Origin of the sequence: Salicibibacter kimchii (assembly GCF_003336365.1) — a bacterium.
Taxonomy (GTDB): Bacteria; Bacillota; Bacilli; order Bacillales; family Marinococcaceae; genus Salicibibacter; species Salicibibacter kimchii.
The window spans coordinates 687,418-711,929 of record NZ_CP031092.1 but is presented as its reverse complement, the minus strand read 5'-3'; the positions used below and the strand labels follow the sequence as shown (position 1 = coordinate 711,929).

Below are 24,512 nucleotides of genomic sequence, written 5' to 3'. Positions count from 1 at the left end.
TATGTCCAAAAAAGAAGCCATCGAACGATTATTGAACCCAGGATCGATAGCGATTGTAGGGGTTTCTCAAGATTTTACATCTATCAGCGGCAAACCGATGAAAAATTTAATTCGGCATCAATTTGAAGGGCAAATTTATCCGGTAAATCCAAAATACGAGGAGATCGAAGGCTTTACCTGCTATTCCAGTCTCCTCGATATTCCCGGAGATGTTGACGTTGCTTTAATCGCCGTTTCTTCCAAAAGAATGATGCAAATTCTCTCCGAATGTGAACAAAAACAGGTTCGCAGTGTGATTCTTTTCGGCTCAGGATTTGCGGAAACAGGCGCAGAAGGTGAACAATTGCAAGAGGAAGTGCTGGAGAAAGCCAAAAAAGCGAGGATAACGATATTAGGTCCTAATTGTATAGGTTTGTTAAATGTGAAGAAAAGCATTCCCCTCGGGTTTTCAACTTCGTTTGAGACAGAGGAAGGTTTTCTTTCCGGAAACGTCGGATTTGCATCTCAAAGCGGAGCCCTTGGTTTCTCCCTATTCGGATTGGCCCAAGAGGAAAACATAGGCTTTTCCCATGTCATTAATACAGGCAATCAAATGGATATTCATACGTTGGATTGTATCGATTACATGCTGGAAGATGAGGGCACGGAGGTCGTGGCCGGTTATTTGGAAGGAATTCCCGATGGTGAAATGTTGATCCGTTTGGCGAAGCGGGCAAAAGCGTTAAAGAAACCGCTCATTATGTTAAAAGCCGGTCGCTCGGAAATCGGCAGGAAAGCAGCGATGTCTCATACTGCTTCATTAACAGGATCTGATGAAACATTTCAAGCGATTGCAAAGCAATATGGCTTGGTGGTTGCCAACGATGTCGACGATATGATCGATCTAATGAAAGTTTTTTCCCGCGGAAAACAAACAAAGGGAAATCGAGTTGTAACCATATCCAATTCCGGGGCGGCAGGTATTGCCATGGCCGATTACAGTGAATCTCTCGGATTAGAGCTCACTCGTTTACCAAAGGAAACGCAAACAAAAGTAGAGGATATTATCCCTCCTTACGGGTCTGCATTAAATCCGATTGATATAACAGCCCAGGCTTTGAAAGAGCAACATATTTTGACAGATACCCTCGAGGCTTTAATCAACGAGGATCAGGTAGATGTCATCGTCGTCCAAACGACATTTGGGGGAGAGCTGGGCCGGAACATATGCGAAAAAATTGTCGAAATGGATAAGACGACCGAAAAACCCATCGTTGTTACGATCACGGGAACGAAGGAAATAACGGGTGCGGGACGAACGATCTTGGAAAAAGCGAGTGTTCCTGTTTACAAAACGTCTTATAAAACAATGCTGGCGATCAAACATTTGGAAGACTTCTCTCGTTTTTGCCGGAGCCACGAGCCGGATCAGCTCGAACATCCCAACGTACAAGTTGAAGAGAATAAGGATTTGTCAGGCATTTGGACTGAAGTCCGTGTCAAGAAGGAACTCTCTTCTTTAGGGATAAGGATTCCGCAAGGCACACTCATTAAAGATCGCGAACATTTGCAGGAGGTAAAAACTAGCGTCCCCTATCCGGTGGTCTGTAAAGGAATTTCCAAAGATGTGCTTCATAAAACGGACGCCGGCAGTGTCAAGGTAAACATCAAAGACGCGGTTGAACTCGAAGACGCATATGAATCTATCGTTTCCTCCATACACGCGTATAACCCTGATGCGGATGTTGACGGCGTTCTGGCCGAAGAAATGATACAGGATGAAAGCGTTGAAATGTTTATTGGGGTGAAAGAAGATCCTCAATTCGGGCCCTTGATCGTGTGTGGCCTCGGTGGCATTTTCGTAGAAGTATTAAAAGACATTTCGATCCGTCGGGCGCCTATTAATGATAATGAAGCTTCTGCAATGCTAAAAGAACTGAAAGGCTACCCTCTTCTTGAAGGCGTCAGAGGCGGAACGAGAAGAGATATCCAGGCTTTGACAGACGCCCTTGTACGCATTTCCCAATTTGCGTCAGCCCATAGTGGACGGATTCAAGAAATGGACATTAATCCGTTATGGGTGTTTGAAGAAGGCAAAGGGGTCGCAGCTTTAGACGGCATTATTGTCTGGAAAAAGGATGAAGAGGCTGTAGTAAATGTAAAATAGCTCTTGAGCAAGTATCACCGAGGGGGGATTTCAAAACAGATTATTCCCCTTTCGGTGAACTTTCCTGTACAATATTCTATGAAAAAAAAGGGGGGTTCAATTTGTCAAACCAAACCGATGAGAAAGATAACGGAAAAAGAAAATATAGTGTGCCTGCCGTTGAAGTGGCATTTAGAATTTTAACGCTCTTAAGTCGAAAAAAATTCAGCCAAAGCAATTTAACGGAAATTGCCAATGCCCTATCATTACAACCGACTACCTGTTTTCGGGTATTGCAGCAGCTTAGAGAAGACGCGATTGTTCACTACGATAAACGAACAAAGCAGTATAGTCTGGGCCCGTACTTAGTTGTTTTGGGGGAGAGAGCGAAAGAAAATTCCTTAGATATTGCCATTATTCTTCCTTATCTTGAGGAGCTTTCAGAAAGAACCGGCCTAACGTCTGTGCTTGTCAATCGAATAGGAAATACCCGCACTACGTTTGTTGCTAAAAATGAAGGCGAAGATTTCGGGCTCAACGTTTCTGTGGGAAGGCATTTTTCGATTGTGGATGGCGCATATGGAAAATGTATGCTCGCGTATATGGAAGAGGAAGAATCAAATGAGTTGCTTCAGGAAGTACAACATACCCGCTCATTATCCGATGATGAAATGAATCGTTTAAAAGCGGACTTGCCGGTGATTCGTGATCATGGATATGCGACCAATTATGGGGAAACCATTAACGGCGTTTTTGGGGTGGCAGCACCTATTTTCAATATGGATGACAATGTGGACATGACCATCAATTTACTTGGAATGACGGCACAATATGATGAAGATGAATTGATCCCTAAAGGTGAATTACTGAAAGAAACGGCCGAGCGAATCAACGCAAAAATTAAAGGTCAGGGGAATAACCTATATGTTTGAGGAGTGATTGAAAATGGGAAGTCCGTTTATTCTGAAAGAGAAACAGGGAAGCACGCAAATATTGCGCTTAAACCATCCGGAAGCCAGAAACGCGTTGGTTATGGAGATGAGACTGGAATTACTGCAAGCATTAGAGGGAGCAGAGCAAGATGATGATATTAAATGTATTATTTTAACAGGTGAAGGCAAGGGATTTTCGGCGGGCGGAGATCTGTCCGCCCTTAAGGAATTAAAACCGCTCGAAGGTAGAAAGAGATTACAAAGCTCACATCCCCTGATGCTGAAAATGTTGGAAATCGAAAAACCGATCATTGCGGCTGTAAACGGGGCTGCTGCCGGCGCGGGTTTCAGCATGACGTTGCTCTGTGATTTTATCGTAGCTTCCGAGGAAGCATTTTTTGTACAAAGTTTTATCAATGTTGGGTTAATTCCGGATTTCGCAGCCATGCACTTCCTACCCATGTTAGTTGGCCGGCAACGGGCAAATGAATTGATGTTTTTAGGTGAACGGGTATCAGCCGAAGATGCCCATCAGATTGGTATTGTAAACCGAGTTGTTCCTCCGGAACAATTATTGTCAGAAACCATTGATATAGCTGAAAAGTTAGAGAAAAAAGCAATAACTGCCATGGGCATGACGAAAAAGATCATGAACGAACATTTGAACAAGGATTTGAAAACCTTACTGGAGATGGAAGCGCAAGGGCAAGATATACGCTTCCAGACCGAAGACTTTAAAGAAGGTGTCCAAGCTTTTTTTGAAAAACGAGCACCGCACTTTACGGGAAGATAATGCCTGAAAGGAATGATCGTGAAATGATAAAAAATCGTCAAGTCCCAAAACCGGATGCAGTCGTTCAAGGTATGCATGATGCTCATGGTCTTAATTTTTTTGAAACAGATCCAAATGTTGAATTTTTACTTCGCAATTACGTACCAAAAGATGAATATGAACGAGTGCTTCCGCTTTTGTCGAAATTGGGTGAAGTGGCGGGCAATGAAGTAGATGAATTGGCACATGAAGCGGATCGCAATCCCCCTGAATTGGTCTCTTATGATAAGAAGGGGGAACAAGTAAACCATGTAAAGTATCACCCTTCATACCTTAGGTTGGAAGAAATCGGATATGGCGAATTTGGACTTGCTGCTATGTCCCACCGCCCGGGCGTAATGGATTGGCCGACCCCTTTTTCAAGAGTTTTAAAATACTCATTTTGGTACTTATTTGCCCAAGCTGAATTTAGCCTTTGTTGTCCAATGAGTATGACAGACTCGGCGGCAACCATTCTTGAAAAATATGCAACTGATGAAATAAAAGAAAAATACTTACCTCGATTAACGAGCACCGATATGGATGAGCTTTGGACAGCCGGCCAGTTTATGACCGAAAAACAGGGAGGCTCCGATGTAGGCGCCAATACAGTAACGGCAAAGCAAGTCGGCGATCATTGGGAGATATGGGGAGACAAGTGGTTTTGTTCCAACGTGTCCGCTGACATCGCGTTAGTTCTTGCCCGTCCTGAGGGAGCACAACAAGGCTCAAAGGGGCTTGCGATGTTTTTGGTTCCGAAAAGATTAGATAATGGCGAGCATAATGGTTACCGTATCAATCGATTAAAAGATAAGCTCGGAACAAAAGACATGGCGTCAGGGGAGGTTACGTTTGAAGGAGCCGTCGGGTATGCCGTTGGCAGTATAGAAAACGGTTTTAAACAGATGATGTCCATGGTGAATTCATCACGGCTGTCCAATGCGGTTCGTTCAGCAGGATTGATGAGGCGCAGCTATTTGGAATCGATTGTGGCGGCAAGAGGAAGACTGGCTTTCGGTCAACAACTCAGCCAGCTGCCTTTGATGCAGGAAGGACTCTTCGAAATGCTTCTTGATACTGAAGCAGCCGCATCGATGATTTTTTATACAGCGAACGTGTTCGATCACTCGGATAACGATGATAGTGACTCCAAAAAATTATTGCGCATTCTAACGCCATTACTGAAAGGATATATTTGTAAGCGTGCCCGTTATGTGACCGCGGAGGCCATGGAAATCCGGGGCGGGAACGGATATATTGAAGATTGGGTAAATCCGAGACTCGTGCGCGATGCCCAATTGGGCTCCATCTGGGAAGGAACGACAAATATTGTTGCCCTTGATGTATTAAGGGCTATCCGCAAAGACGATGCAGGCACTACATTACTTCATCATCTTGAACAACGGCTTTCAAGGATGAGTAATCCTTATACCGAACGAGCAGCAAAGCTCATCCTGAAACGTGCAAGTGTTATTTCGAGGCAAATGGAACAAATTTCGCAAAAACAAACAAGCATACATGATGTTGCGGCCAAGCGTTTTATGGAGCAAATGTACCATCTTAATGCAGCAAGTTTATTGCTGGAAGAAGCGGACCATGAAATAGCAAATGACGGCAATAACCGGAAGCTGTTTCTGTTTATTCATTATTATCATCGCTATCTAAAAGCTGCAGATGATCCTATCATGTTTGATACGTCGGTTATTGAGTGGTTGGATGCGGTTATTGATTGGGAGGAAATTCCCACAGACGTTGTTGAGAAATTGTTGGAGGCACTTGATTAAAATTTAGGGGGTGATTATCGTTCCAAAATGGTATTTTGGCTGGAATATTGTCGGGGCGGCTGCCATTATCACGTTGTTGACGGTAGGGATGCGGATGGGCGTCGGCCCTTTTGTTCTGCCTATAATGGACGATTTACAATTTACTCGTACCGAGTTGTCCACAATCATTGCGGTAGGGATGATCGTTTATGGCATTGGTATGCCGATCGCGGGTTATCTGGTAGAAAAATATAGCACTAATATGGTGCTGATTTTAGGGATTATCATCGTCACCATTTCCTGTGTGTGGACCGTCTTGGCGCAACATCCGGTAAACTTCTTTATGGCATTCGGTGTTTTTTTATCGTTTGGGCTAGCTTTTACGAGCCCGGTGGCTCTTACACCCGTCATTAGTCGTTGGTTTACCCAACTTAGAGGCAGGGCGTTATTTTATTTATCGACGGGTTCCATGGCTGGTATCGCCATCATGACCCCGGTGTTCTCGTTTTTAATTGAACAGTTTGGATGGCAGACGACCATCTTATGCTTTGCCGCAGCTTTTCTCATCCTCATCATTCCTGCAACCATTTTCATTATTCGTGACCACCCGCCGGAGAGCGCTGGCCAATCAATGTCCTCATCAAATGTTCAGAAGGATCCAAGCACTGCATTAACTTGGAAAAAAGCGATAGCTACGCGCCCTTTTTGGTTCATCGCATTTGGCCTGTTTGCATGCGGGTTTAGCATGAATCTGTTGGGCACCCATGGTGTGCCGATGCTACAGGATCATGGATTTGACCCGCTCACGGCATCATTCGCGATCGGCTTAATCGGTATTGTCGCTATTCCGAGCACTTTGTTTATGGGTGTTCTTTCAGACAAGTTGCAACGTAAGCATCTGCTCGCCTCTATTTATTTTGTGAGAGGTTTAGGAATGGTGGCACTGGTCATCGTTACGGTCACTTGGCAGCTATATATGGTTGCCGCCGTAGCCGGGATTGTTTGGGCAGGGAGTATTGCCCTTTCTTCCGCAATATTGTCGGATGTATATGGGGTGCGACTTGTCGGATTATTGTATGGATGGACGTACTTCGGCCACCAAATTGGAGCGATGTTAAGTTCTTGGCTCGGGGGGTGGGGATATGAAACCTACGGCACACATCTGGTGGCTTTTGGTATTACAGGTATTTTATTGATAGCAGCTAGTGTTGTTTCCTTATGGTTGAGCAGCTCGTTAAAGCAAAGGCAGAATTATAAGCCTGAGGAGATGGTGCAGTCAGGGTGAAAAGGGCCCATAGTTGGAGAGATTGCAGCATACTAGATATCGCTCCAACGCTTGGATTAAAAACTACTAATCCTCAAAAATTGTGTTGACAAAAAAATATATTCTATGTAAAATAAACACACTTAAAAATATGCAAACGGTTTCAATAGGTTTTTACGAAATTGTATACAATAACCAGTTTTGAAATCAGGTATACGATATACAAAGAAAAATCAAATATTTCAAGAATCATTATTATTATTTTGTGAATTAATCATCACACGACAAATGAAATTGTAAGAATAAAATTCAATCTCGATATATATGGAATATCTAAAAAATAGCAATGCATGAAAAATCTGAAGGAGGCAATAACATGAGACATCTGGATAACAAAGTAGTAATTGTAACAGGGGCAGGAAGAGGAATTGGTCGAGAAATTGCTTTACTGATGGCAAGTGAAGGCGCAAAAGTACTTGTCAATGATTTGGGCGGTGAAGCAAGCGGAGAAGGAAAAGACATTAAAGTTGCTGATCAAGTAGCTGCTGACATTCAGGAAGCAGGAGGAGAGGCTGTCGCGAATTACGATTCTGTCTCAGAGTTTGAAAACGGTCAAAAAATGGTGCAACAAGCGATCGATGCATTCGGCAGCATTGATATCGTCGTCAATAATGCCGGCATCTTAAGGGATCGTATGATTTTCAATATGACAGAAGAAGAATGGGATGCGGTTATTGGTGTCCACTTGAAAGGGACATTCAATATGACGCGTGCGGCTGCCCCGCATTTTAAAGCGCAAAAAAGCGGACGCTTCATTAACTTTACCTCTACTTCTGGCCTCATAGGAAACATTGGACAGGCCAATTATGGAGCAGCAAAGATGGGAATTGCTGGGATGACGAAAGTAACTGCGCTTGACATGGCTCGATATAACGTTACGGCCAATACGATCGCTCCGTTTGCATGGAGTCGTCTCATCGGTTCCATTCCAACGGAAAATGAAGAACAGGAAAAGCGGGTGGAAAAAATAAAAAAAATGACCCCTGCCGATATTGCGCCTCTCGTATCGTATTTAGGAAGTGAAGATGCATCGGATGTTACCGGTCAAATTTTCGGCGTTCGAGGTAAAGAAATTATGCTGTTTTCGCAACCACGACCTATTCGTTCAGCCTATAATAACGAAGGATGGAGTGTTGACGATATTGGAGAAACGGTAAAGGAAGCGTTTAAAAATGACTTCGCTTCCCTTGATGTTTCCTCGGATGTATTTCCTTATGATCCGCTAGTGTAAAAGAGGTTTTACGAATTTTAAAGGGAGGGCATTCATATGTCAGCTGACCAATATAAGCAACCGATGCTACCTGAAGAAAGTTTAAAAGGTAAGGTTGCTATTATCACAGGAGGAGCCACAGGCCTAGGCGAAGCGATGGCCATGGAATATGCACGTCTTGGCGCTAACATTGTCATCGCGAGTCGCAAACAGGAAAAATTGGACGAAGCGAAAAAAGAAATAGAAACCCATGGAACAAAAGTCAAAACTATACAAATGGACGTTCGGGAACCGGATCAAGTGGAGAATATGGTGTCTGAAACCGTAGCTGCATTTGGAAAAATTGATATTTTAGTCAACAATGCCGCCGGAAATTTTCTTGTTAAAGCGATTGACATGTCCACCAATGCGTGGAATATCGTCATTAATATTGTTTTAAATGGCACTTGGTATTGCAGTCAAAGTGTTGCGAAACAAATGATCGCTCAAGATACTCCGGGGACAATTTTAAACGTAGGAGCTACCTATGCTTGGACCGGTGGCCCATTAACAGCCCATTCGGCCGCGGCGAAAGCAGGGGTAGACGCTTTAACCAAAACACTGGCTGTAGAATGGGCGCACCATAATATTCGTGTAAATATGATCACACCGGGTCCGACAGAGGAAACAGGCGCGGTTAGCCAGCTATGGGCAAGTCCGGAACAAGAGGAACAAATATTAGACAATATTCCAGCGCATCGACTATCCACGCGGCAGGAAGTGGCAAACTTGGCATCTTATTTGGTAAGCGATTATGCAAGCTATGTTACGGGTGCGAATCATGTTATAGATGGTGGGGGGTGGCTGAACAAAGGGAGATATAATGAAGGCTAGTACAGATTAATATGGTATTCAATCCTTAAATAGGTCTGGTTAATACATCGGAAAAGCAGACCGGCCATCCGAACCAAAAAAGACCCAATTATTGCAGTTAGGTTAATACTGTTAACCTGCTAGAAACGGGCTTTCGTCTAAGGGGATATTATCAACACCTGAGCCTATAAACGCTTCCATAGATAACATGGAGAACGTTGGACAGCAGCCCAATGTCACCTTAAAACGAAACGTGTCATGTTTCAGTTTCACATTTAGCATTTGGCCGCAGATCCGATTCAAAAATTGCAAGTGCAACATGTCATCAAATTTGGAAAACGGGAGGATCAGGCGACAAGGCAAAGTGAGTCATTGAGTACTGCTAAAAAGTTTGTTAATTAATTTGTAGTTGTGGACGCCTTCCACATGATTGATTAATTTTTGTAAGAATATTGTTGACAAAAAAAATATTTGTATATAAAATAATTGTAATGTAACCGATTTCAAATAGACTTGGTGCTGGGCTCTGTTTTAGACATTGGAGATCATCCTGCCTCTTCCTTTTAGGAAAGTGTGAATACTCTTCATAAAGATTTGAATGTAACAGTTCGTGAAGCAGACAATTCAACATGTATTTGTCCCGGATAATGTTGCTTTGGAGGGAGGTGTTGCTTAAACAAGATAGATAAAGCTTGATGTAACAAGGGTTAACCCCTTGTTAATCAATTATCTTTATTTTAGTTCAAGGAGGAAAAGTAAATGAAAAAAAGAAAAGTTTTTAGTTCGAATGTTCAAAAGTTATTATTTTTTACAGTGTTGAGTTTGATCTTCTTAATTGGATGTGGCAATGATGCTAGTACAGAAGATGAGGCTTCAGGTTCCGGTAACTCAGATAATGTAAATATTGACTATGCTTCTTTTAAACCTTCTACACATCAACATGAAATAGAGTTGTTCCCCGAATATTTCAATGAAATAGAGGAACAAACAGAAGGTAGGTTGACAATAACAACATATTTGGGGGAATCTCTTGCCGCTGCTGATGATACGTATGATGCTACTGCTAATGGTGCGGTGGATATGGGAGTAAGTTTGCAATCATACTCCGCTGACCAATTTCCTCTTACAAGTGTTCTTGATTTGCCTTATGTGACAGACAGTGGTGAAAAAGCATCTGAAATTTTATGGACGTTATTCGAAGAATTTCCTGAGTTCCAGGATGAATATGATGAAACGGTTCCTTTAATTCTATATGGAACGGAGCCATATCAAATTGCAACTGCTGATCAACCTATTCAATCACTCGAGGACATCGAAGGTATGAGAATACGATCCCCGTCACCAGAGGTTAGCAATTGGCTTGAATATCTTGGTGCTACCCCTGTTAATATGCCTGTTACTGAACTCTATGAAGCTTTAGAAAGGGGAACGGTAGATGGTTCAATACTACCAATGCACACACTCACAGATTGGAGTTTAGAAGGTGTGGTAGATTATGTTACTGTAGGAAATTTCTTTAGTGCCCAGCTTTTTATGGTTATGAATCGCGAAGTATATGAATCATTATCAGAGGAAGACCGGGAAGTAATTGATAGTCTATCAGGGTTAGAAATGTCCAAAAAAGCTGGTGCCCTTTTTGATGGAACTAGTGAGGAGGCAATGGCAGAATTCGAAGAAGAAATTGATTTCTATGAATTAGATGAGGAAGAGTCAGAAGAATGGCGTAGTGCTATTGAGCCTGCTGTTGATGACTGGATTGACCGCATGACTGAGAATGGATTCCCTGCCCAAGAGATATATGACCGAGCTCTTGAAATAGATAATGAGTTAGATTAGGAGTAGTATATGAAAAATTTTATTATAGTGTTTAATAATGGTTGGATGAAAGTAACAAGAGCACTTCAATTCGTTTCAAATTTACTGTTATTTGGAATTATGTTGCTCATTCCGCTGGATGTAATAGGCCGATATTTTTTTAATCGGCCTGTTACAGGCGCATTAGAGTTAACAGAACTGGCTACGGGTACCTTAGTTTTTTTAAGTTTGGCGATAACTCACTATTATAATGAACATGTATCCGTAGATTTTATTGTTGACAAGATGCCCAAAAGAGCCCGAAATGTATTGTTAACTATAATAGAATTTGTAATTTTTATCCTTCTGATTGTAATGATGACCCAGTTATTTTCTAATGCATTGCAGTATATAGACAGGGGTACAACTAGTGGGGATTTATCGATACCGGTTTATCCGTTTATTATGCTAGCAGCAATTTCTGTATTAGTTTTTGCCCTCGTTGCACTAGGAAAGAGTGCTAAGCATTTGATTAAGGCGGTGGAGAAATCGTGAGTTCGATAACAATTGGCATAATAGGCATTGTCGTATTATTACTTATGTTTGCCTTCAGGGTGCCTGTTAGTATATCGTTATTTATCGTTGGAACTGTAGGTTATAGTTTGATTCGAGACGTTGATTCAGGCCTCGTTCAATTAGCCACTACACCTTACAGTACAGCAAGCTCTTATTCGTTAAGTGTTATCCCGCTGTTTATTTTAATGGGGATGATATTATCATACAGTAATCTTGGGAAAGATCTATATAATGCAGTAGATTCATGGCTTGGGCGAATTCGAGGTGGTTTGGCTATGACCACAATAGGAACAAGTGCTATCTTTTCTTCCATTTCTGGTTCAATTAATGCAACAACTGCAACGATGGCAAAGGTTGCGATTCCGGAGATGAGAAAATACAACTATGACCTTGGAATGGCTTCGGCAAGTGTAGCAGCTGGAGGTACGCTAGGCCCTCTTATTCCTCCTAGTGTCATTATGATTGTTTATGGTGTACTAACAATGGAACCCATTGGACAATTACTGATAGCTGGAATAATACCCGGAATTATACAAATGGTCATATTTATGTTGATCATTTACATTTGGGCTAGGATTAGGCCAAGTAGTGCTCCTGTAGGAGAAAAGAAAAAATTTGGTGAAAAAATCTCCTCAATTTCTAAAGTATGGCCATTTTTTCTACTTTTTGTAATGACTATAGGAGGTTTATATTTCGGACTTTTCACGCCGACTGAAGCAGGTGCAGTAGGTGCATTTGGATCTTTTGTCCTAGCATTAATAACCAGAAGATTATCTTGGGAATCATTAAAAAAAGCATTAAGCGAAACAACTCGCTTAACCGCTATGATATTTCTCATCCTTATGGGTGCTGATATTTTCAGTCAATTTTTATCAATAAGTCGTATCCCATCAGAAATTACAACATTCGTGGGTAATGTAGATCTTTCGCCACTTACCATACTAATTCTAATGTTAATTGTTTATTTTATTTTAGGTCTATTTTTAGAGGGCATCGCTATTTTAGTGCTGACTATGCCTATAGTCTATCCATTACTCGAACAATTAGGATTTGATGGTGTTTGGTTTGGAGTCATTATGATATTGGTTATTAATATAGGTTTAATGACACCTCCGCTCGGTATAAGTATTTACGTAATAAGCGGGATTGTTAAAGATATTCCGATTCAACGTATCTTCAAGGCGGTTATGCCTATGGTATTAGCCGTGGTGCTTTGCATTATTATACTCATCATTTTCCCAGAAATCGTTACGATATTGCCTGACTTAATGAGAGGATAATGTAAATTTGAACATTGTTTGAGTAAATATAGTAAAAGTAATATGTAATGAATAAATACAATTTTTAGGGGGCAAACAAAATGAAAGCAATTTTGCTTGAAGAATTTAATAAGGATTTGAAAGTTACCAATATCCAAGAACCAAACTTATCTGATGAGGGGGTGATTGTTAAAATAAAAGCAAATGGAATATGTAGAAGCGATTGGCACATTTGGAAAGGTCATTGGAAAGGAATCTCTACTCCATTAGTAATGGGCCACGAATTCACTGGAATAGTAGAGGCGGTTGGTTCAAACGTAAAAAAATTCAAAAAAGGAGATAGAGTAATTATCCCCTTTAGTTTAAGCTGTGGTCATTGCGAATATTGCTTAGATGGAAGCGGTAATGTTTGTACAGAACGTCAATCTGCTGGTATTACATTTAACGGAGGGTATGGTGAATTTGCTCATGTGCCATTAGCAGATTTTAATTTAGCATATTTGCCGGAAGAAATTGACTTCGTCTCAGGAGCTGCGATGGGCTGCCGCTTTGCTACTTCCTTTCATGGGATAGTGAATCAGGCTAAAGTTGGAGCAGGTGAATGGGTAGTGGTTAGCGGTTGTGGAGGTGTCGGATTATCTGCACTGCAATTTAGTGTTGCAATGGGAGCAAATGTCATTTGTGTTGATATTGATGATAGAAAGTTAAATTTAGCAAAAGATTTAGGTGCAAGTTTTGTTATAAATTCTAAAGAAAGTAATGTTGTTGATCAGATTAAGGAAATAACCAATGGCGGAGCCGATGTTACGATTGATGCATTAGGAAACTCAGAAATAGTTATGAATTCATTAAACAGTCTTAAAAAGAAAGGACGTCATCTGCAACTAGGTATTGCACCTGATAATGTCAATTTTGATTTTCAAGTTCGAACCCTCGTAAACTTCGAACATCAGATAATTGGTTCAAGAGGAATGCCCCCTCAAAAATTCCCGTATATGTTGAATATGGTAAAAAGTAATAGATTAAAACCTAAAGATCTTGTTACAAAAACAGTAAGTCCAGATCAAGTCAATGATGTGTTACAAGGCATGGGATCTTTTGATAATTTAGGAATCACTGTTCTAGAATGGTAGTTTTTTAAGTTAAGATTGTAAGTATTCGGTCTCTGAGATCCTGGAGGGTGCGGTCGTCCACTAGAATCATGGAGTGAAAAAGAAACGAAATTATAGAAATGAAACTTACTAGGGAGTTTAAGTGGCCAGCCGTACTCGTTCAGAATCGAAAGTTTAGTGAATGTCTCAAATGCCCATCGTGTAAATTTTGATTGATCACTAATAAGATTTAAAAGAAAAACGAGCTGTTTATAAAAAATCAGTTATTATTTAAGGGAGGATTAATTAAATTGTATATTAATGGTGAATGGATTCAAACGAATAATGTTTTAGAAGTATCTAACCCTGCTACTAGTGAACTAGTTGATGAAGTATTTTTAGTGGATAAAACACAAACAGAGTATGCTATTAAAGCAGCAAAAAAAGCGATTTCAGGTTGGTCAGCTACTACAGCCGAAAAACGTGCGGTGTATCTCAATTTGGTAGCTGAAAAATTGGAAGAGAGAAAGTCCTATTTTGCTAACATCATAACTAAAGAAATGGGAAAATCTATCCATAATGCTTTATATGAAGTACAAGCAGCTGCTAATTTTTTTCGTTGGTATGCCGAAGAAGGACGAAGAGTATACGGAAATACGATTCCAACATCAGACAACCAAAAAAGAATATCAACTATAAAACAACCAGTAGGTGTTATTGGAGCCATTACACCTTGGAACTTTCCATTATATATGATAGCCAGAAAGTTTGCTCCTGCTCTAGCAGCAGGATGTACGCTTATATTAAAACCAGCTCCGGAGGCACCTTTATCCTCCGTTGAATTATTTAAAGTATTTGAGGAAGTTGGGATTCCACAGGGGGTTGTAAATTTAGTATTGGGTGAAGCGACGGAAGTAGCAAGTGCCTTAATGGAAAGTCATGATGTGAAGAAGATTACTTTTACAGGTTCTACTGAAGTTGGGAAAATCCTAATGAGACAATCAGCAGATACGGTTAAGAAGATTTCTATGGAACTAGGGGGACATGCACCTTTTATTATTTTCCCTGATGCTGATGTAGATCTTGCAGTGGAAGGTTTAGTAAAAAGTAAATTTGCTTCGACAGGACAACAATGTGTAAGTCCAAATAGAATCTATGTGGAAGAATCCATATATGAAATATTTGCGGAACGCTTAAAAGATCGAGTATCATTATTAAAGGTAGGAAATGGACTGGATGAGGCTAACGATATCGGAGCAATGATTAGTGAGGACGGTCTCCATAAAACCCATGAACATGTTAAGGATGCCATTAATAAGGGGGCAAACCTTGTATATGGAGGAAGTAGATTAGAAGATGGAGAGCATGCAAATGGATACTTTTATTCTCCAACTGTTTTAACCGATACGGAAGAAGGTATGAAAATTCTAACTGAGGAAACATTTGGCCCTGTTATTCCTTTAATAAGATTTTCATCAGAAGATGAAGTGATCCAAAAAGCAAATGAAACGAACTATGGTTTGGCATCCTATTTCTACACGAAAGATCTTGGTCGTATGCATCGGGTTTCAGAAAAATTAGAGTTTGGTATTGTTGGTGTAAACGATCCAGCTCCTTTTGTTGTGCAGGCTCCTTTTGGAGGGGTAAAAGAAAGTGGTATCGGTAAGGAAGGCGGTTTTCAAGGGATCGAAGAATATTTGGAAACAAAATATGTTTCTGTGTTGATTAACGGATCTACTTCATAGATGCTCTTTTACATTTGATTCGGTTAATGCCCCTCGAGGGATGCGCCCTCGTCTGTGGTTTGGTCCCTTATGTTTCTCCTTTTCATTCAATTTTGGGTGAGAGTTGCTAGTTATTTAGAGTATTTTCCCCTCTCTTAAGGGACTTTGACTCGGGGTTAAAAGTCTGATGAAAAACTAAGCATTTCTCTCCGACGTCAGGAACACTAACCAAAGGGGGGAATAAGCGAGTAATAGCAGGGGTTTGATAGCCCCTGCATTTTGTTTTCTTGTTTGATGGCATACGGAAATTCCAGTCTGGGACTTTTCCCTAATCGGCATTTTTTTAAAATCCATGTTCACACTGTGACTTGTTTTTTCCAGATCATAGGTTTTCCGTTGATAGGTCGGAATAATACTCTAATTGATGATCGTGCAAAGAAACCAAAGGAAGGGAAGTGAAGATGTTTGAATCCGTATAGCAGACAAGTTTTGCAGGATAAGGTCGTTCGGTGCACTCGAAGCTATGCTTGTATCTGTATCCAAAATCATCATTCCTATTATATCAAGTTATGAACAAGATAACTCAGATATTAAGCCCCACGCTATGCGTGGGAGAATTGAACAGGAAGTGCCGTGAGGCGTGATGAAATAAAGTCCTCCTTTGCTATAATGAAATTGGTTTCACCAGCCAAATTCATAAGCAAAGGAGGACGGTATCCCATGGGTGCAAAGAGTCTATCCCACACCCGATGGGACTGTAGTTATCATATCATATTTATCCCGAAGTATCGTCGAAAAGTTTTCTTCAAGGAGATTAGGCGAGAAGTAGGGGAAATATTGAGAAGGTTATGCGAGTACAAAAATGTAGAGTTGGAAAAAGGAAGTATAAGTTCAGATCACGTGCATATGTACGTCAAAATACCACCTAAAATTAGTGTCTCTGAATTTATGGGTTATCTGAAGGGTAAAAGTGCCCTCATGGTATTTGATCGATTCCCCGAAATGAGGCAGAAAGGAAACGGTAGGCACTTATGGGCGAAAGGATACTATGTAAGTACTGTAGGGATCAATAAGGATGTCATCAGGGAATATATTCAGCAACAAGAAGAGGCGGATATAATTGAAGATAGGTTAAGTCGATAAAAAGAATGCTTGAAAAAAGCTGGTGAAACCGCGCCTTTAGGCGCAGCTGGTAACATGCCCTTATAAGGCGAATTCAAGCCACCCTTTGAAAGGGTGGTCTGTGACTCGGATACGCTTACTGACCCTTGCCTTTTCTGTATCAGCGAGTGTGTGAATCGGCGGTGCTACGATGGGTCTGATTGGAAAGGCTTTGCCATGAAAATCTTCATTCCGGCCTGCTCCTCGATTCACCGGAGGACTTGCTCCTAGGTTGATTGGACAAAGGCAGTTGATCATTATCGTCAATAATTTCGTTGAATGATTCTAACGTATGCTCGTCTTTTCTCCTCCAAATCTGCCAAGTAATTTTTGATGGTTTGGACTGGGGCTAATTTATATTGAGGTTGGCGAAAACTTTCCGGTCATTGAAAAAGACCCAATATCGAGAGTGCAATTGGTTAAATATGCTGGCGCTTCTGGGGATTTTAATCCGCTGCATACAGTAGAGGAAGTTGGAGAGCAAGCCGGAACCGGTGTTATCGCTCATGGGATGCTGATCATGGGAATGGCTGCCGAGGGTGTTACTACATGGGTGCCTAGAAAAAATGTAAAAAAATTGAATGTTCGTTTCCAGAAGATGACTTATCCGGGTGAAAGTATACGGATCGTAGGGTCTATTTTGGACAAAAAAGGTGATAATCGAGTCGTAGGTGAAGTTCAAGCCATAAATCGTGATGGGGAAGTAAAAGTAAAAGGAAAATTTGAATGTGAACTCCCATCAAAATGATTCTGATCAGGCGGGTGGTTACACCTGCCTTGATGCATGTGTAAAATCCTTAAATTTATTTGACAAAAAAATTTTTTATAAGTAAAATAAAGACAAATAATTGAAAGCGGTTTAGAATAATAGAATCAACGAGGAGTTGTTTCTGTGCCAAATAGAGTAAGTCAAACGTTTGGAATCGATTATCCGATCATTCAAGGTGGTCTCGCATATCTTGCATTTGCCGAGTTAGCCGCTGCTGTTTCAAACGCGGGAGGCCTTGGGCAAATAACGGCTACTTTTTTTAAAGACGCGGAGCGCTTACGTGCTGAAATCCGAAAAGTAAAACAGTTGACAACCCGCCCTTTCGGCATCAATTTCGCTCTGGGAAGACGCCCGGTTGACCACTTTGTAGATGTGGCCATTGAAGAAGAAGTTCCTGCCATTTCTGTCACAGCAGGCAATCCGTCCAACGTTTTTCAACAATTGGAAGGAACGGACATAAAAAAACTCGTGCTCGTGGCTTCAGTACGACAAGCGCAAAAAGCAGAGGAATTAGGCGCTGACGCGGTAATCGTCGTGGGAACCGAAGGGGGCGGCCATCTTGGCAGAGATGATGTAGGCACGATTGTTTTAGTTCCGAAAGTAGCGGCTGCTGTATCGATCCCGGTGCTTGCCAGTGGAGGGCTAGTAGATGGGAGAGGTTATGCTGCCGCTTTGGCTTTAGGAGCCGAAGGGATAGAAATGGGCACGCGATTTATAGCGACAAAAGAGTGTATCGCCCACCCCCGCTATAAAGAAGCCATAGTAAATGCGCGGGAGAATGAAACCATTATCATCAAAAAATCAATCGGCATCCCAGCGCGCGGGTTACGTTCCGAAGCTACTGAAAAAATTGCGCAAATGGAAGAAAAGGGAGCTACCTTTGAGGAATTATGGCCCTATATCAACGGGGAAGCGAATCAAAAGTTCATTCAAGACGGGGATGCAGAAGAAGGGTTTGGCTGGGCAGGACAAGGGGTCGGGCTAATTGATGATATCCCAAGTGTGAAGCAATTATTTGACAATATATTAGAAGAAGCACAATCGGCACGAAAAAGATTGGACGATAACATTTAAATAGAGGGAGAGGGAGCATTTGGATAACGAATACTTAACATGGCTACAGAATGATTTTGAAGATTCCCCTTTTTGGAAGCACATGGGGATATCGATGGATTATTTGTCAGAGGGAGAGGCGAGGATTAAAATGCCGGTATCCCAAAACCAAATGAATTGTAATCAATACTTGCATGGCGGTGCCATTACATCATTGTTGGATTCGATTATGGGTGTGACTATACGCTCATCCAGGGACGTTAAAGTAGCAACGATCTCTTTCAATTCACATTTTGTGGCCCCGGTTAAAGACGGTGTACTCTATGCCACTGCAAATGTGGTTCATTCCGGTAAACGTATTTTGCCGATGGAATCAAAAGTGATCGATGATCAAGGGCGACTGATTGCGACAGCATCAGCAGCTTTTACCTTTTTAAAAAAATAACATGTAAAGCGGGAGGATAAAACACATGGGCGTGCTAGATGGAATCCGGATTCTTGACTTGACGAGGTTGTTGCCCGGCCCCTACTGTACGATGTTAATGGGGGATTATGGCGCTGAAGTGATCAAGGTGGAGCAACCAGTCATTGGTGATTATGGCAGAAACACCGATCCATTTATCGAAGGCTATAGTTCAAGGCACTTAGTTCTTAATAGAAATAAAAAGAGCATCACTCTTGATTTGAAAAGTGAGGAAGGCAGAGACATTTTCAAAGATCTTGCCAAGGATGCAGATGTCATCATCGAGGGTTTTCGCCCAGGAGTGATGAATAAGCTCGGATTATCTTATGACGAAATGTCTGCCATCAACCCGGGGATCGTTTATTGCTCCATTACCGGTTATGGCCAGGATGGTCCTTACAGTCAATTAGCTGGCCACGACATTAATTACATTGGATATAGCGGCGTATTGGGTTTAATCGGTGAAAAAAATGGCAAGCCCGTTGTGCCCGGTGTGCAAATCGCAGATATTGGCGGGGGATCTTTAATGTCCTTGTCCGGGGTGTTAATGGCGCTCCTTCATAAAGAAAGAACGGGTCAAGGGCAATATGTTGATATTTCCATGATGGACGGGGTGCTTTCCTGGTTATCAGGGGTAGCCGGAGGTTATCTGGCAGCGAATGAAAAACCGAAGCGGGGAGAGACGAGGCTCTCCGGGCAAAAGGCATGCTACGGCGTCTATGAAACGAAAGATGGAAAGTACCTTTCCGTAGGCGCGTTAGAAGAAAAGTTTTGGGCAAGGCTTTGCCAACTGCTTGGAAAAGAGGATTTTATAGAACGTTTGTCAGCGCCCGAGGATGAGCAACAAGAGATGAAACAAGAATTGCAGCGTATTTTTTTACAGAAAAATCAACAGGAGTGGTTGACCCTATTAAAAGAAGAAGAAACATGTGTAGGACCGGTTTACGATATTGACGAAGTGTTTGCTGATCCTCAAGTTATCGCTAGAGAGATGATGATCGAAAGTGAGCATCCTGCATTGGGAATGCTAAAACAAATTGGTTTCCCGATTAAATTTTCCACCGAAAAAGGCGACCTTAGACGAAACGCACCGGATTTGGGTGAACATAATCAAGAATTATTGGATGAATTGGGATATTCTCCAACTGATATTCAACAATTTAAACAGAAAAAAATAGTTTAATCGATATGGAGGAGAGAAAATGAATTACGATTTCCCGGAAGATATTCAAATGTTAAAAGACACTGTCAAAGATTTTGTTTATGAAACTGTGGATCCTGTGGCCCATCAAATTGAAGAAACAGATGAAATTCCCAAAGATGTCATGGACAAGAGCAAAGAACTCGGATTGTTCGGATTAAGCATTCCCGCCGAATATGACGGCTTAGGCATTGATATGATTGGGAAGTGCGCCGTATATGAGGAGTTGGGAAAGACCATTAATGGGTATACCACCGTTATCGGTGCCCATACAGGCATTGGAAGTGTGGGCATTGTAGAAATGGGAACAGAAGAGCAGAAGAACAAATATTTGCCTCCGATGGCGAGAGGGGAATTGATCGGTGCTTTTGCTTTAACCGAACCCGGAGCAGGATCGAATGCGGCAGCTCTAAAAACCACGGCTGTTCGCAAGGGCGATAAATATATTTTAAACGGGTCAAAACATTTTATCACAAACGGAACCATTGGAGATGTGTTCACGGTAATGGCCGCAACTAGTCCAGAAAAAGGCGCAAAAGGAATTACGTCTTTTATTGTTGAAAAAGATTTCCCCGGATTTAGTGTTGGGAAGGTCGAAGAAAAAATGGGGCTGCACGGCTCTCAATCAGTAGAATTGTTTTTCGAGGATTGTGAGGTCCCTATTGAAAATGTTCTTGGGGAAGAAGACAAGGGATATGTCAATGCCTTAAAGATTTTAGCTAGTGGTCGCGCCGGGTTAGCGGCAAGGAATTTAGGTTCCTGTGTGAAGTTATATGAAATGTCCATTGATTATGCGATGCAAAGAGAACAATTTGGAAAACCGATTTTTGAGCAACAAGTCATTCAACATTATCTCGCTGATATGACGTTGGATATTGAGACATTGCGAGCGCTAACGTATAAAGTGGCATGGATGAGTGATCAAGGCAAGAACCTCATCAAAGAAGCAGCGACGGTAAAATTACACGGCGCTGAAGTCTATAATCGGGTGGCTGATCTTGCCGTGCAAATCCATGGAGGAATGGGATATATGAAGGAGTACCCTATCGAGCGTTACTACCGTGATGCCCGCATAACCAAGATTTATGAGGGAACATCGGAAATTCAAAAGAACATTATCGCATCAAGGTTGAAAAAGGAATATTCATAATGGAACTCCCCGCCGAGGGGGGTTTTTCAACATGGAAGGAGCTTGCCCATGGAATTAGGGTTAGAAGGAAAAGTTGCATTAATCACCGGTTCCAGCAGGGGAATAGGCTTGGAAACAGCCCTATATTTAGTAAAAGAAGGTGCCGAGGTAACCATCTGTGCCAGAAATAAAAGTCGTTTGGAAGAAGCGGCAGCTTATATTCTGGAAGAAACGGGTAAAGAAGTATTTTTTGTAGAGACGGATGTTTCAAACAAAGAAGATTGTCAAAAAGTAGTTGCTGCTACGTTTGAAAAATATGGACGTTTAGATATTTTAATTAATAACGCCGGTACTTCACAAGCCTATTCATTTGAAGACGTAGATACCGACCTTTGGCAGCAAGACCTTGATTTAAAATTATTCGGTGCCATTCATTGTTCTCGTAATGCCATCCCGCATATGAGGCAAGTTGGCGGTGGCGCGATCGTCAATGTGACAGCTGCAATTGGGAAGACACCTTCTGCATCATCATTACCTACTTCAGTCAGCAGAGCAGCAGGTATGTCCTTAACGAAAGCGATGAGTAAAGATCTTGGTCGGGATAATATTCGCGTGAATACCGTATGTATTGGTTTGATTCGGAGTGAGCAGATCGAAAAAATGTGGAAAAAACAGAATCCGGAACTATCATGGGAACAGTTTTCAAGCAAAGAACGCCAAATTCCACTAGGACGTATTGGGGATACCGATGAGGCAGCAAAAGTGATTAATTTCCTTGCTTCAGATGCTGCTTCTTATGTTACAGGTACATCGGTGAATATTGATGGTGGAATGGTAGGGGCTTTATAAAAAATAATGGGAGTTGTTATCAAATGAAAGATGTTGTCATCATTGATGGGGTTAGAACAGCAATTGGGAGAATGGGTGGAACATTAAAAGATGTGGAACCGGATTATCTGGCGTCGCATGTCATGAAAGAGCTTCTTTCGCGTACCCAGTTGGATAGCTCAAAAGTGGATGAAGTCATCCTTGGGCATGTGAAGCAAAGCACAGACCAACCGAATATCGCGAGAAAGGCTGCACTTCGCGCAGAGATGCCGATCGAAATACCGGGGTATACGGTGCACAGGCAATGTGGCTCCGGGCTACAATCGATTAATAATGCTGCACAACAAATTGCATGTAATTTGGACGATACAATAATTGCCGGAGGGACAGAGAGCATGAGTACTGCCCCTTATTATATTCGCGGCGCCCGTTTTGGTCTGACGGCCGGTAATGGTGTGATCGTAGATCCCAATACGGAAAGTCAGCCGAAAGCACAACCGGAGGAAGTATATGGAAGTGACTTAACGATGGGGGTCACGGCAGAAAACTTGGCGGAAATGCACAATATCAGCCGCTCCGAACAGGATGAGTTTGCATTGCGAAGCCAGGAGTTGGCCAAAGATGCCATTAATAAAGGGAAATTCAAGGATGAGATTACACCTTATGAAGTGAAATCCAGAAAGGAAACCATTACGTTTGACACCGATGAGCACCCAAGGGAAACGAATATAGAAAAACTATCGAAACTGCCGGCCGTTTTTAAAAAAGGGGGGACCGTTACACCGGGCAATTCAAGCGGCAGGAATGATGCAGCATCCGCTACGCTCGTTATGTCTGCTGAAAAAGCCGAAGAAATGGATCTTACCCCAAAAATGAAGGTCGTCGCACAAGCATCGGCAGGCGTTGGCCCGGAAATTATGGGGATCGGGCCTGTTCCATCTACAAGGAAAGCTTTAAAACAAGCCGGTCTTAAGCTGGAAGATATTGATCTTATTGAGTTAAACGAGGCATTTGCGGCTCAATCACTGGCGGTCGTTAAGGAATTGGGTATCGACCAAGACCGGTTGAATGTCAACGGCGGGGCGATTGCTTTAGGGCATCCGTTAGGTGCCACGTGCAATATTTTAACGATTAAATTGATGAGTGAAATGGAACGCCGCGGCAGTAAGTATGGAGCGGTTACAGCCTGTATTGGCGGCGGATTAGGGATTACGACCATATTCGAAAATTTACAAGTTTGAAAAACAGCAGGTGAGAAAAATGAGTTTACCATTGGAAGGAATAAAAGTTTTAGAACTCGCTCGGACACTTGCCGGGCCGGTATCCGGACAAATGCTAGGGGATCTCGGTGCGGAAGTGATTAAAGTGGAACAGCCTGGAAGGGGGGACGAAGCCAGACATTTCTCCCCTCCGGAATGGGAAGGGGAAAGTTGTTATTATTTAAGCTCTAATCGAAACAAGCGAAGCATCACTGTAAATTTAAAGACGGAACAAGGGAAAGAAATTATTCATGATTTAGCCAAAGATAGTGATGTTTTAATCGAGAACTTCAGAACCGGGGCTACCGAGAAATTAGGGATAGATTATGAAACACTGAAAAAAATCAACCCGCGAATCATCTACTTATCCGTTTCAGGCTTTGGCAGAACCGGCCCAGAAAAAGACCGTCCCGGCTATGATATCTTAATGCAAGGATACGCAGGATTGATGAGTACAACCGGGGAACCGGGTACTCCATATAAGGCGGGTCCGTCGGTCGCTGATTTAACGACAGGTATTCTAGGTGCTTTAGGAGTCTTGGCCGCCTTATTGGCGAGAGGGAAGACAGGTGAAGGACAGTTTGTAGACTCCAGCTTATTGGATGGGCAAATTATGACCTTAAACCACTTGGCTACAGGTTTCTTTGCAACTGGGCAGTCAGCGAAGCCGATGGGGCAAGGGCATAACTCGATCGTGCCTTACCAAGTGTTTAAAGCGAGCGACAAAAATATCATTCTGGCTGCCGCCAATGATAGTCTTTGGGAGAAAGCGTGCAAAGCAATGGGATGGGAAGACTTATTACAAGTGGAAGAATATAAAACAAATCAATTGCGTGTCGCTAACCGAGATCAGCTCATACCTATTTTAAGTGAACGGTTTGCACAATTTACAAGTGATGAAATAGGCGCAAAAATGGACGAAGCCGGTGTTCCTTGCGGCCCCGTGAACTCTGTTGGTGAAGCAGTCACGTCGCCACAAGCCGTTGCCAGAGAGACGATGGTAAGCGTTGATCATCCCAAAATTAAAGATTTAAAAACACCTGCATTTCCGGTTAAACTGTCAGATACCCCGGCATCGGTACGCCACCATCCGCCTTTATTGGGAGAACATACAGAAGAAGTGCTATCATCATTAGGTTTTAACAGTGAAAAGATTTCTCGTATGCGTGAAGATGGGGTGTTATAAAA

22 protein-coding genes are annotated in these 24,512 nt (G+C 42.1%); 21 read left to right on the top strand and 1 reads right to left on the bottom strand.

The window, feature by feature from the left end:
• The first annotated feature begins 1 nt into the window (after position 1).
• The 13 genes from DT065_RS03700 (at position 2) to tnpA (ending at position 16,604) form a co-directional block, all read left to right on the top strand.
• The gene (locus DT065_RS03700) at positions 2 to 2,146 is read left to right on the top strand and encodes an acetate--CoA ligase family protein (protein ID WP_114370989.1); all 2,145 of its coding nucleotides are present in this window, start codon (positions 2 to 4) and stop codon (positions 2,144 to 2,146) included.
• Between the two features lie 101 nt (positions 2,147 to 2,247).
• A complete protein-coding gene (locus DT065_RS03695; protein WP_114370987.1) occupies positions 2,248 to 3,057 on the top strand; it encodes an IclR family transcriptional regulator in 810 nt (269 codons plus the stop codon).
• A gap of 13 nt (positions 3,058 to 3,070) precedes the next feature.
• A complete protein-coding gene (locus DT065_RS03690) occupies positions 3,071 to 3,850 on the top strand; it encodes an enoyl-CoA hydratase/isomerase family protein (RefSeq protein ID WP_114370985.1) in 780 nt (259 codons plus the stop codon).
• Between the two features lie 23 nt (positions 3,851 to 3,873).
• Positions 3,874 to 5,652 carry an acyl-CoA dehydrogenase family protein gene (locus tag DT065_RS03685; protein WP_160112380.1) on the top strand — a complete coding sequence of 593 codons (1,779 nt, stop codon included), beginning with the start codon at positions 3,874 to 3,876 and terminating at the stop codon, positions 5,650 to 5,652.
• A gap of 10 nt (positions 5,653 to 5,662) precedes the next feature.
• The gene (locus tag DT065_RS03680) at positions 5,663 to 6,916 is read left to right on the top strand and encodes an MFS transporter (RefSeq protein WP_227002715.1); all 1,254 of its coding nucleotides are present in this window, start codon (positions 5,663 to 5,665) and stop codon (positions 6,914 to 6,916) included.
• A gap of 355 nt (positions 6,917 to 7,271) precedes the next feature.
• Positions 7,272 to 8,186: an SDR family NAD(P)-dependent oxidoreductase gene (locus DT065_RS03675; RefSeq protein ID WP_114370981.1), complete on the top strand. Its 915-nt coding sequence runs from the start codon at positions 7,272 to 7,274 to the stop codon at positions 8,184 to 8,186.
• 36 nt (positions 8,187 to 8,222) lie between these two features.
• A complete protein-coding gene (fadH, locus tag DT065_RS03670) occupies positions 8,223 to 9,038 on the top strand; it encodes a 2,4-dienoyl-CoA reductase (RefSeq protein WP_227002714.1) in 816 nt (271 codons plus the stop codon).
• Positions 9,039 to 9,776: 738 nt separating this feature from the next.
• Complete coding sequence (locus DT065_RS03665; RefSeq protein ID WP_114370979.1) at positions 9,777 to 10,853, top strand: TRAP transporter substrate-binding protein; 1,077 nt, start codon at positions 9,777 to 9,779, stop codon at positions 10,851 to 10,853.
• A 9-nt stretch (positions 10,854 to 10,862) separates the two neighbouring features.
• Positions 10,863 to 11,366 carry a TRAP transporter small permease gene (locus DT065_RS03660; RefSeq protein WP_114370977.1) on the top strand — a complete coding sequence of 168 codons (504 nt, stop codon included), beginning with the start codon at positions 10,863 to 10,865 and terminating at the stop codon, positions 11,364 to 11,366.
• Positions 11,363 to 12,667 carry a TRAP transporter large permease gene (locus tag DT065_RS03655; RefSeq protein WP_114370975.1) on the top strand — a complete coding sequence of 435 codons (1,305 nt, stop codon included), beginning with the start codon at positions 11,363 to 11,365 and terminating at the stop codon, positions 12,665 to 12,667. Before DT065_RS03660 ends, DT065_RS03655 begins: the two co-directional genes overlap by 4 nt.
• Before the next feature lie 80 nt (positions 12,668 to 12,747).
• Positions 12,748 to 13,779, top strand: a complete 1,032-nt coding sequence (locus DT065_RS03650; RefSeq protein ID WP_114370973.1) for an alcohol dehydrogenase catalytic domain-containing protein — start codon at positions 12,748 to 12,750, stop codon at positions 13,777 to 13,779.
• Positions 13,780 to 14,048: 269 nt separating this feature from the next.
• Entirely contained in the window at positions 14,049 to 15,482 is a 1,434-nt protein-coding gene (locus tag DT065_RS03645; protein WP_114370971.1) for an NAD-dependent succinate-semialdehyde dehydrogenase, read from the top strand.
• 699 nt (positions 15,483 to 16,181) lie between these two features.
• Entirely contained in the window at positions 16,182 to 16,604 is a 423-nt protein-coding gene (tnpA, locus tag DT065_RS03640) for an IS200/IS605 family transposase (RefSeq protein WP_114370969.1), read from the top strand.
• A gap of 60 nt (positions 16,605 to 16,664) precedes the next feature.
• On the opposite strand, the gene DT065_RS18725 is transcribed toward tnpA, so the two are convergent.
• Positions 16,665 to 16,835 (bottom strand): hypothetical protein, encoded by a 171-nt coding sequence (locus tag DT065_RS18725; RefSeq protein ID WP_160112379.1) that lies wholly within the window; start codon positions 16,833 to 16,835, stop codon positions 16,665 to 16,667.
• 130 nt (positions 16,836 to 16,965) lie between these two features.
• On the opposite strand from DT065_RS18725, the gene DT065_RS03635 reads away from it, so the two are divergent.
• The 8 genes from DT065_RS03635 (at position 16,966) to DT065_RS03600 (ending at position 24,510) form a co-directional block, all read left to right on the top strand.
• Complete coding sequence (locus tag DT065_RS03635) at positions 16,966 to 17,370, top strand: MaoC/PaaZ C-terminal domain-containing protein (RefSeq protein ID WP_193550822.1); 405 nt, start codon at positions 16,966 to 16,968, stop codon at positions 17,368 to 17,370.
• 144 nt (positions 17,371 to 17,514) lie between these two features.
• Positions 17,515 to 18,465 carry an NAD(P)H-dependent flavin oxidoreductase gene (locus DT065_RS03630; protein WP_114370965.1) on the top strand — a complete coding sequence of 317 codons (951 nt, stop codon included), beginning with the start codon at positions 17,515 to 17,517 and terminating at the stop codon, positions 18,463 to 18,465.
• A 19-nt stretch (positions 18,466 to 18,484) separates the two neighbouring features.
• A complete protein-coding gene (locus DT065_RS03625) occupies positions 18,485 to 18,889 on the top strand; it encodes a PaaI family thioesterase (protein WP_114370963.1) in 405 nt (134 codons plus the stop codon).
• A 25-nt stretch (positions 18,890 to 18,914) separates the two neighbouring features.
• Positions 18,915 to 20,090, top strand: coding sequence for a CaiB/BaiF CoA transferase family protein (locus tag DT065_RS03620; RefSeq protein WP_114370961.1), 1,176 nt, complete (start codon positions 18,915 to 18,917; stop codon positions 20,088 to 20,090).
• A gap of 19 nt (positions 20,091 to 20,109) precedes the next feature.
• On the top strand, positions 20,110 to 21,258 hold the full coding sequence (locus tag DT065_RS03615; RefSeq protein WP_114370959.1) for an acyl-CoA dehydrogenase family protein: 1,149 nt from the start codon (positions 20,110 to 20,112) through the stop codon (positions 21,256 to 21,258).
• 48 nt (positions 21,259 to 21,306) lie between these two features.
• Positions 21,307 to 22,086: an SDR family NAD(P)-dependent oxidoreductase gene (locus tag DT065_RS03610; RefSeq protein WP_114370957.1), complete on the top strand. Its 780-nt coding sequence runs from the start codon at positions 21,307 to 21,309 to the stop codon at positions 22,084 to 22,086.
• 23 nt (positions 22,087 to 22,109) lie between these two features.
• Positions 22,110 to 23,306, top strand: a complete 1,197-nt coding sequence (locus DT065_RS03605; protein WP_114370955.1) for a thiolase family protein — start codon at positions 22,110 to 22,112, stop codon at positions 23,304 to 23,306.
• A 19-nt stretch (positions 23,307 to 23,325) separates the two neighbouring features.
• On the top strand, positions 23,326 to 24,510 hold the full coding sequence (locus DT065_RS03600; protein WP_114370953.1) for a CaiB/BaiF CoA transferase family protein: 1,185 nt from the start codon (positions 23,326 to 23,328) through the stop codon (positions 24,508 to 24,510).
• The last annotated feature ends 2 nt before the right edge of the window (positions 24,511 to 24,512 follow it).

Excerpts from the sequence above, each read along its gene's own strand:
- DT065_RS03700 (WP_114370989.1), top strand. The coding sequence starts at position 2 with ATGTCCAAAAAAGAAGCCATCGAACGATTATTGAACCCAGGATCGATA.
- DT065_RS03690 (WP_114370985.1), top strand. The coding sequence starts at position 3,071 with ATGGGAAGTCCGTTTATTCTGAAAGAGAAACAGGGAAGCACGCAAATA.
- DT065_RS03685 (WP_160112380.1), top strand. The coding sequence starts at position 3,874 with ATGATAAAAAATCGTCAAGTCCCAAAACCGGATGCAGTCGTTCAAGGT.
- DT065_RS03675 (WP_114370981.1), top strand. The coding sequence starts at position 7,272 with ATGAGACATCTGGATAACAAAGTAGTAATTGTAACAGGGGCAGGAAGA.
- fadH (WP_227002714.1), top strand. The coding sequence starts at position 8,223 with ATGTCAGCTGACCAATATAAGCAACCGATGCTACCTGAAGAAAGTTTA.
- DT065_RS03665 (WP_114370979.1), top strand. The coding sequence starts at position 9,777 with ATGAAAAAAAGAAAAGTTTTTAGTTCGAATGTTCAAAAGTTATTATTT.
- DT065_RS03660 (WP_114370977.1), top strand. The coding sequence starts at position 10,863 with ATGAAAAATTTTATTATAGTGTTTAATAATGGTTGGATGAAAGTAACA.
- DT065_RS03650 (WP_114370973.1), top strand. The coding sequence starts at position 12,748 with ATGAAAGCAATTTTGCTTGAAGAATTTAATAAGGATTTGAAAGTTACC.
- tnpA (WP_114370969.1), top strand. The coding sequence starts at position 16,182 with ATGGGTGCAAAGAGTCTATCCCACACCCGATGGGACTGTAGTTATCAT.
- DT065_RS03620 (WP_114370961.1), top strand. The coding sequence starts at position 18,915 with ATGGGCGTGCTAGATGGAATCCGGATTCTTGACTTGACGAGGTTGTTG.
- DT065_RS03615 (WP_114370959.1), top strand. The coding sequence starts at position 20,110 with ATGAATTACGATTTCCCGGAAGATATTCAAATGTTAAAAGACACTGTC.
- DT065_RS03610 (WP_114370957.1), top strand. The coding sequence starts at position 21,307 with ATGGAATTAGGGTTAGAAGGAAAAGTTGCATTAATCACCGGTTCCAGC.
- DT065_RS03605 (WP_114370955.1), top strand. The coding sequence starts at position 22,110 with ATGAAAGATGTTGTCATCATTGATGGGGTTAGAACAGCAATTGGGAGA.
- DT065_RS03600 (WP_114370953.1), top strand. The coding sequence starts at position 23,326 with ATGAGTTTACCATTGGAAGGAATAAAAGTTTTAGAACTCGCTCGGACA.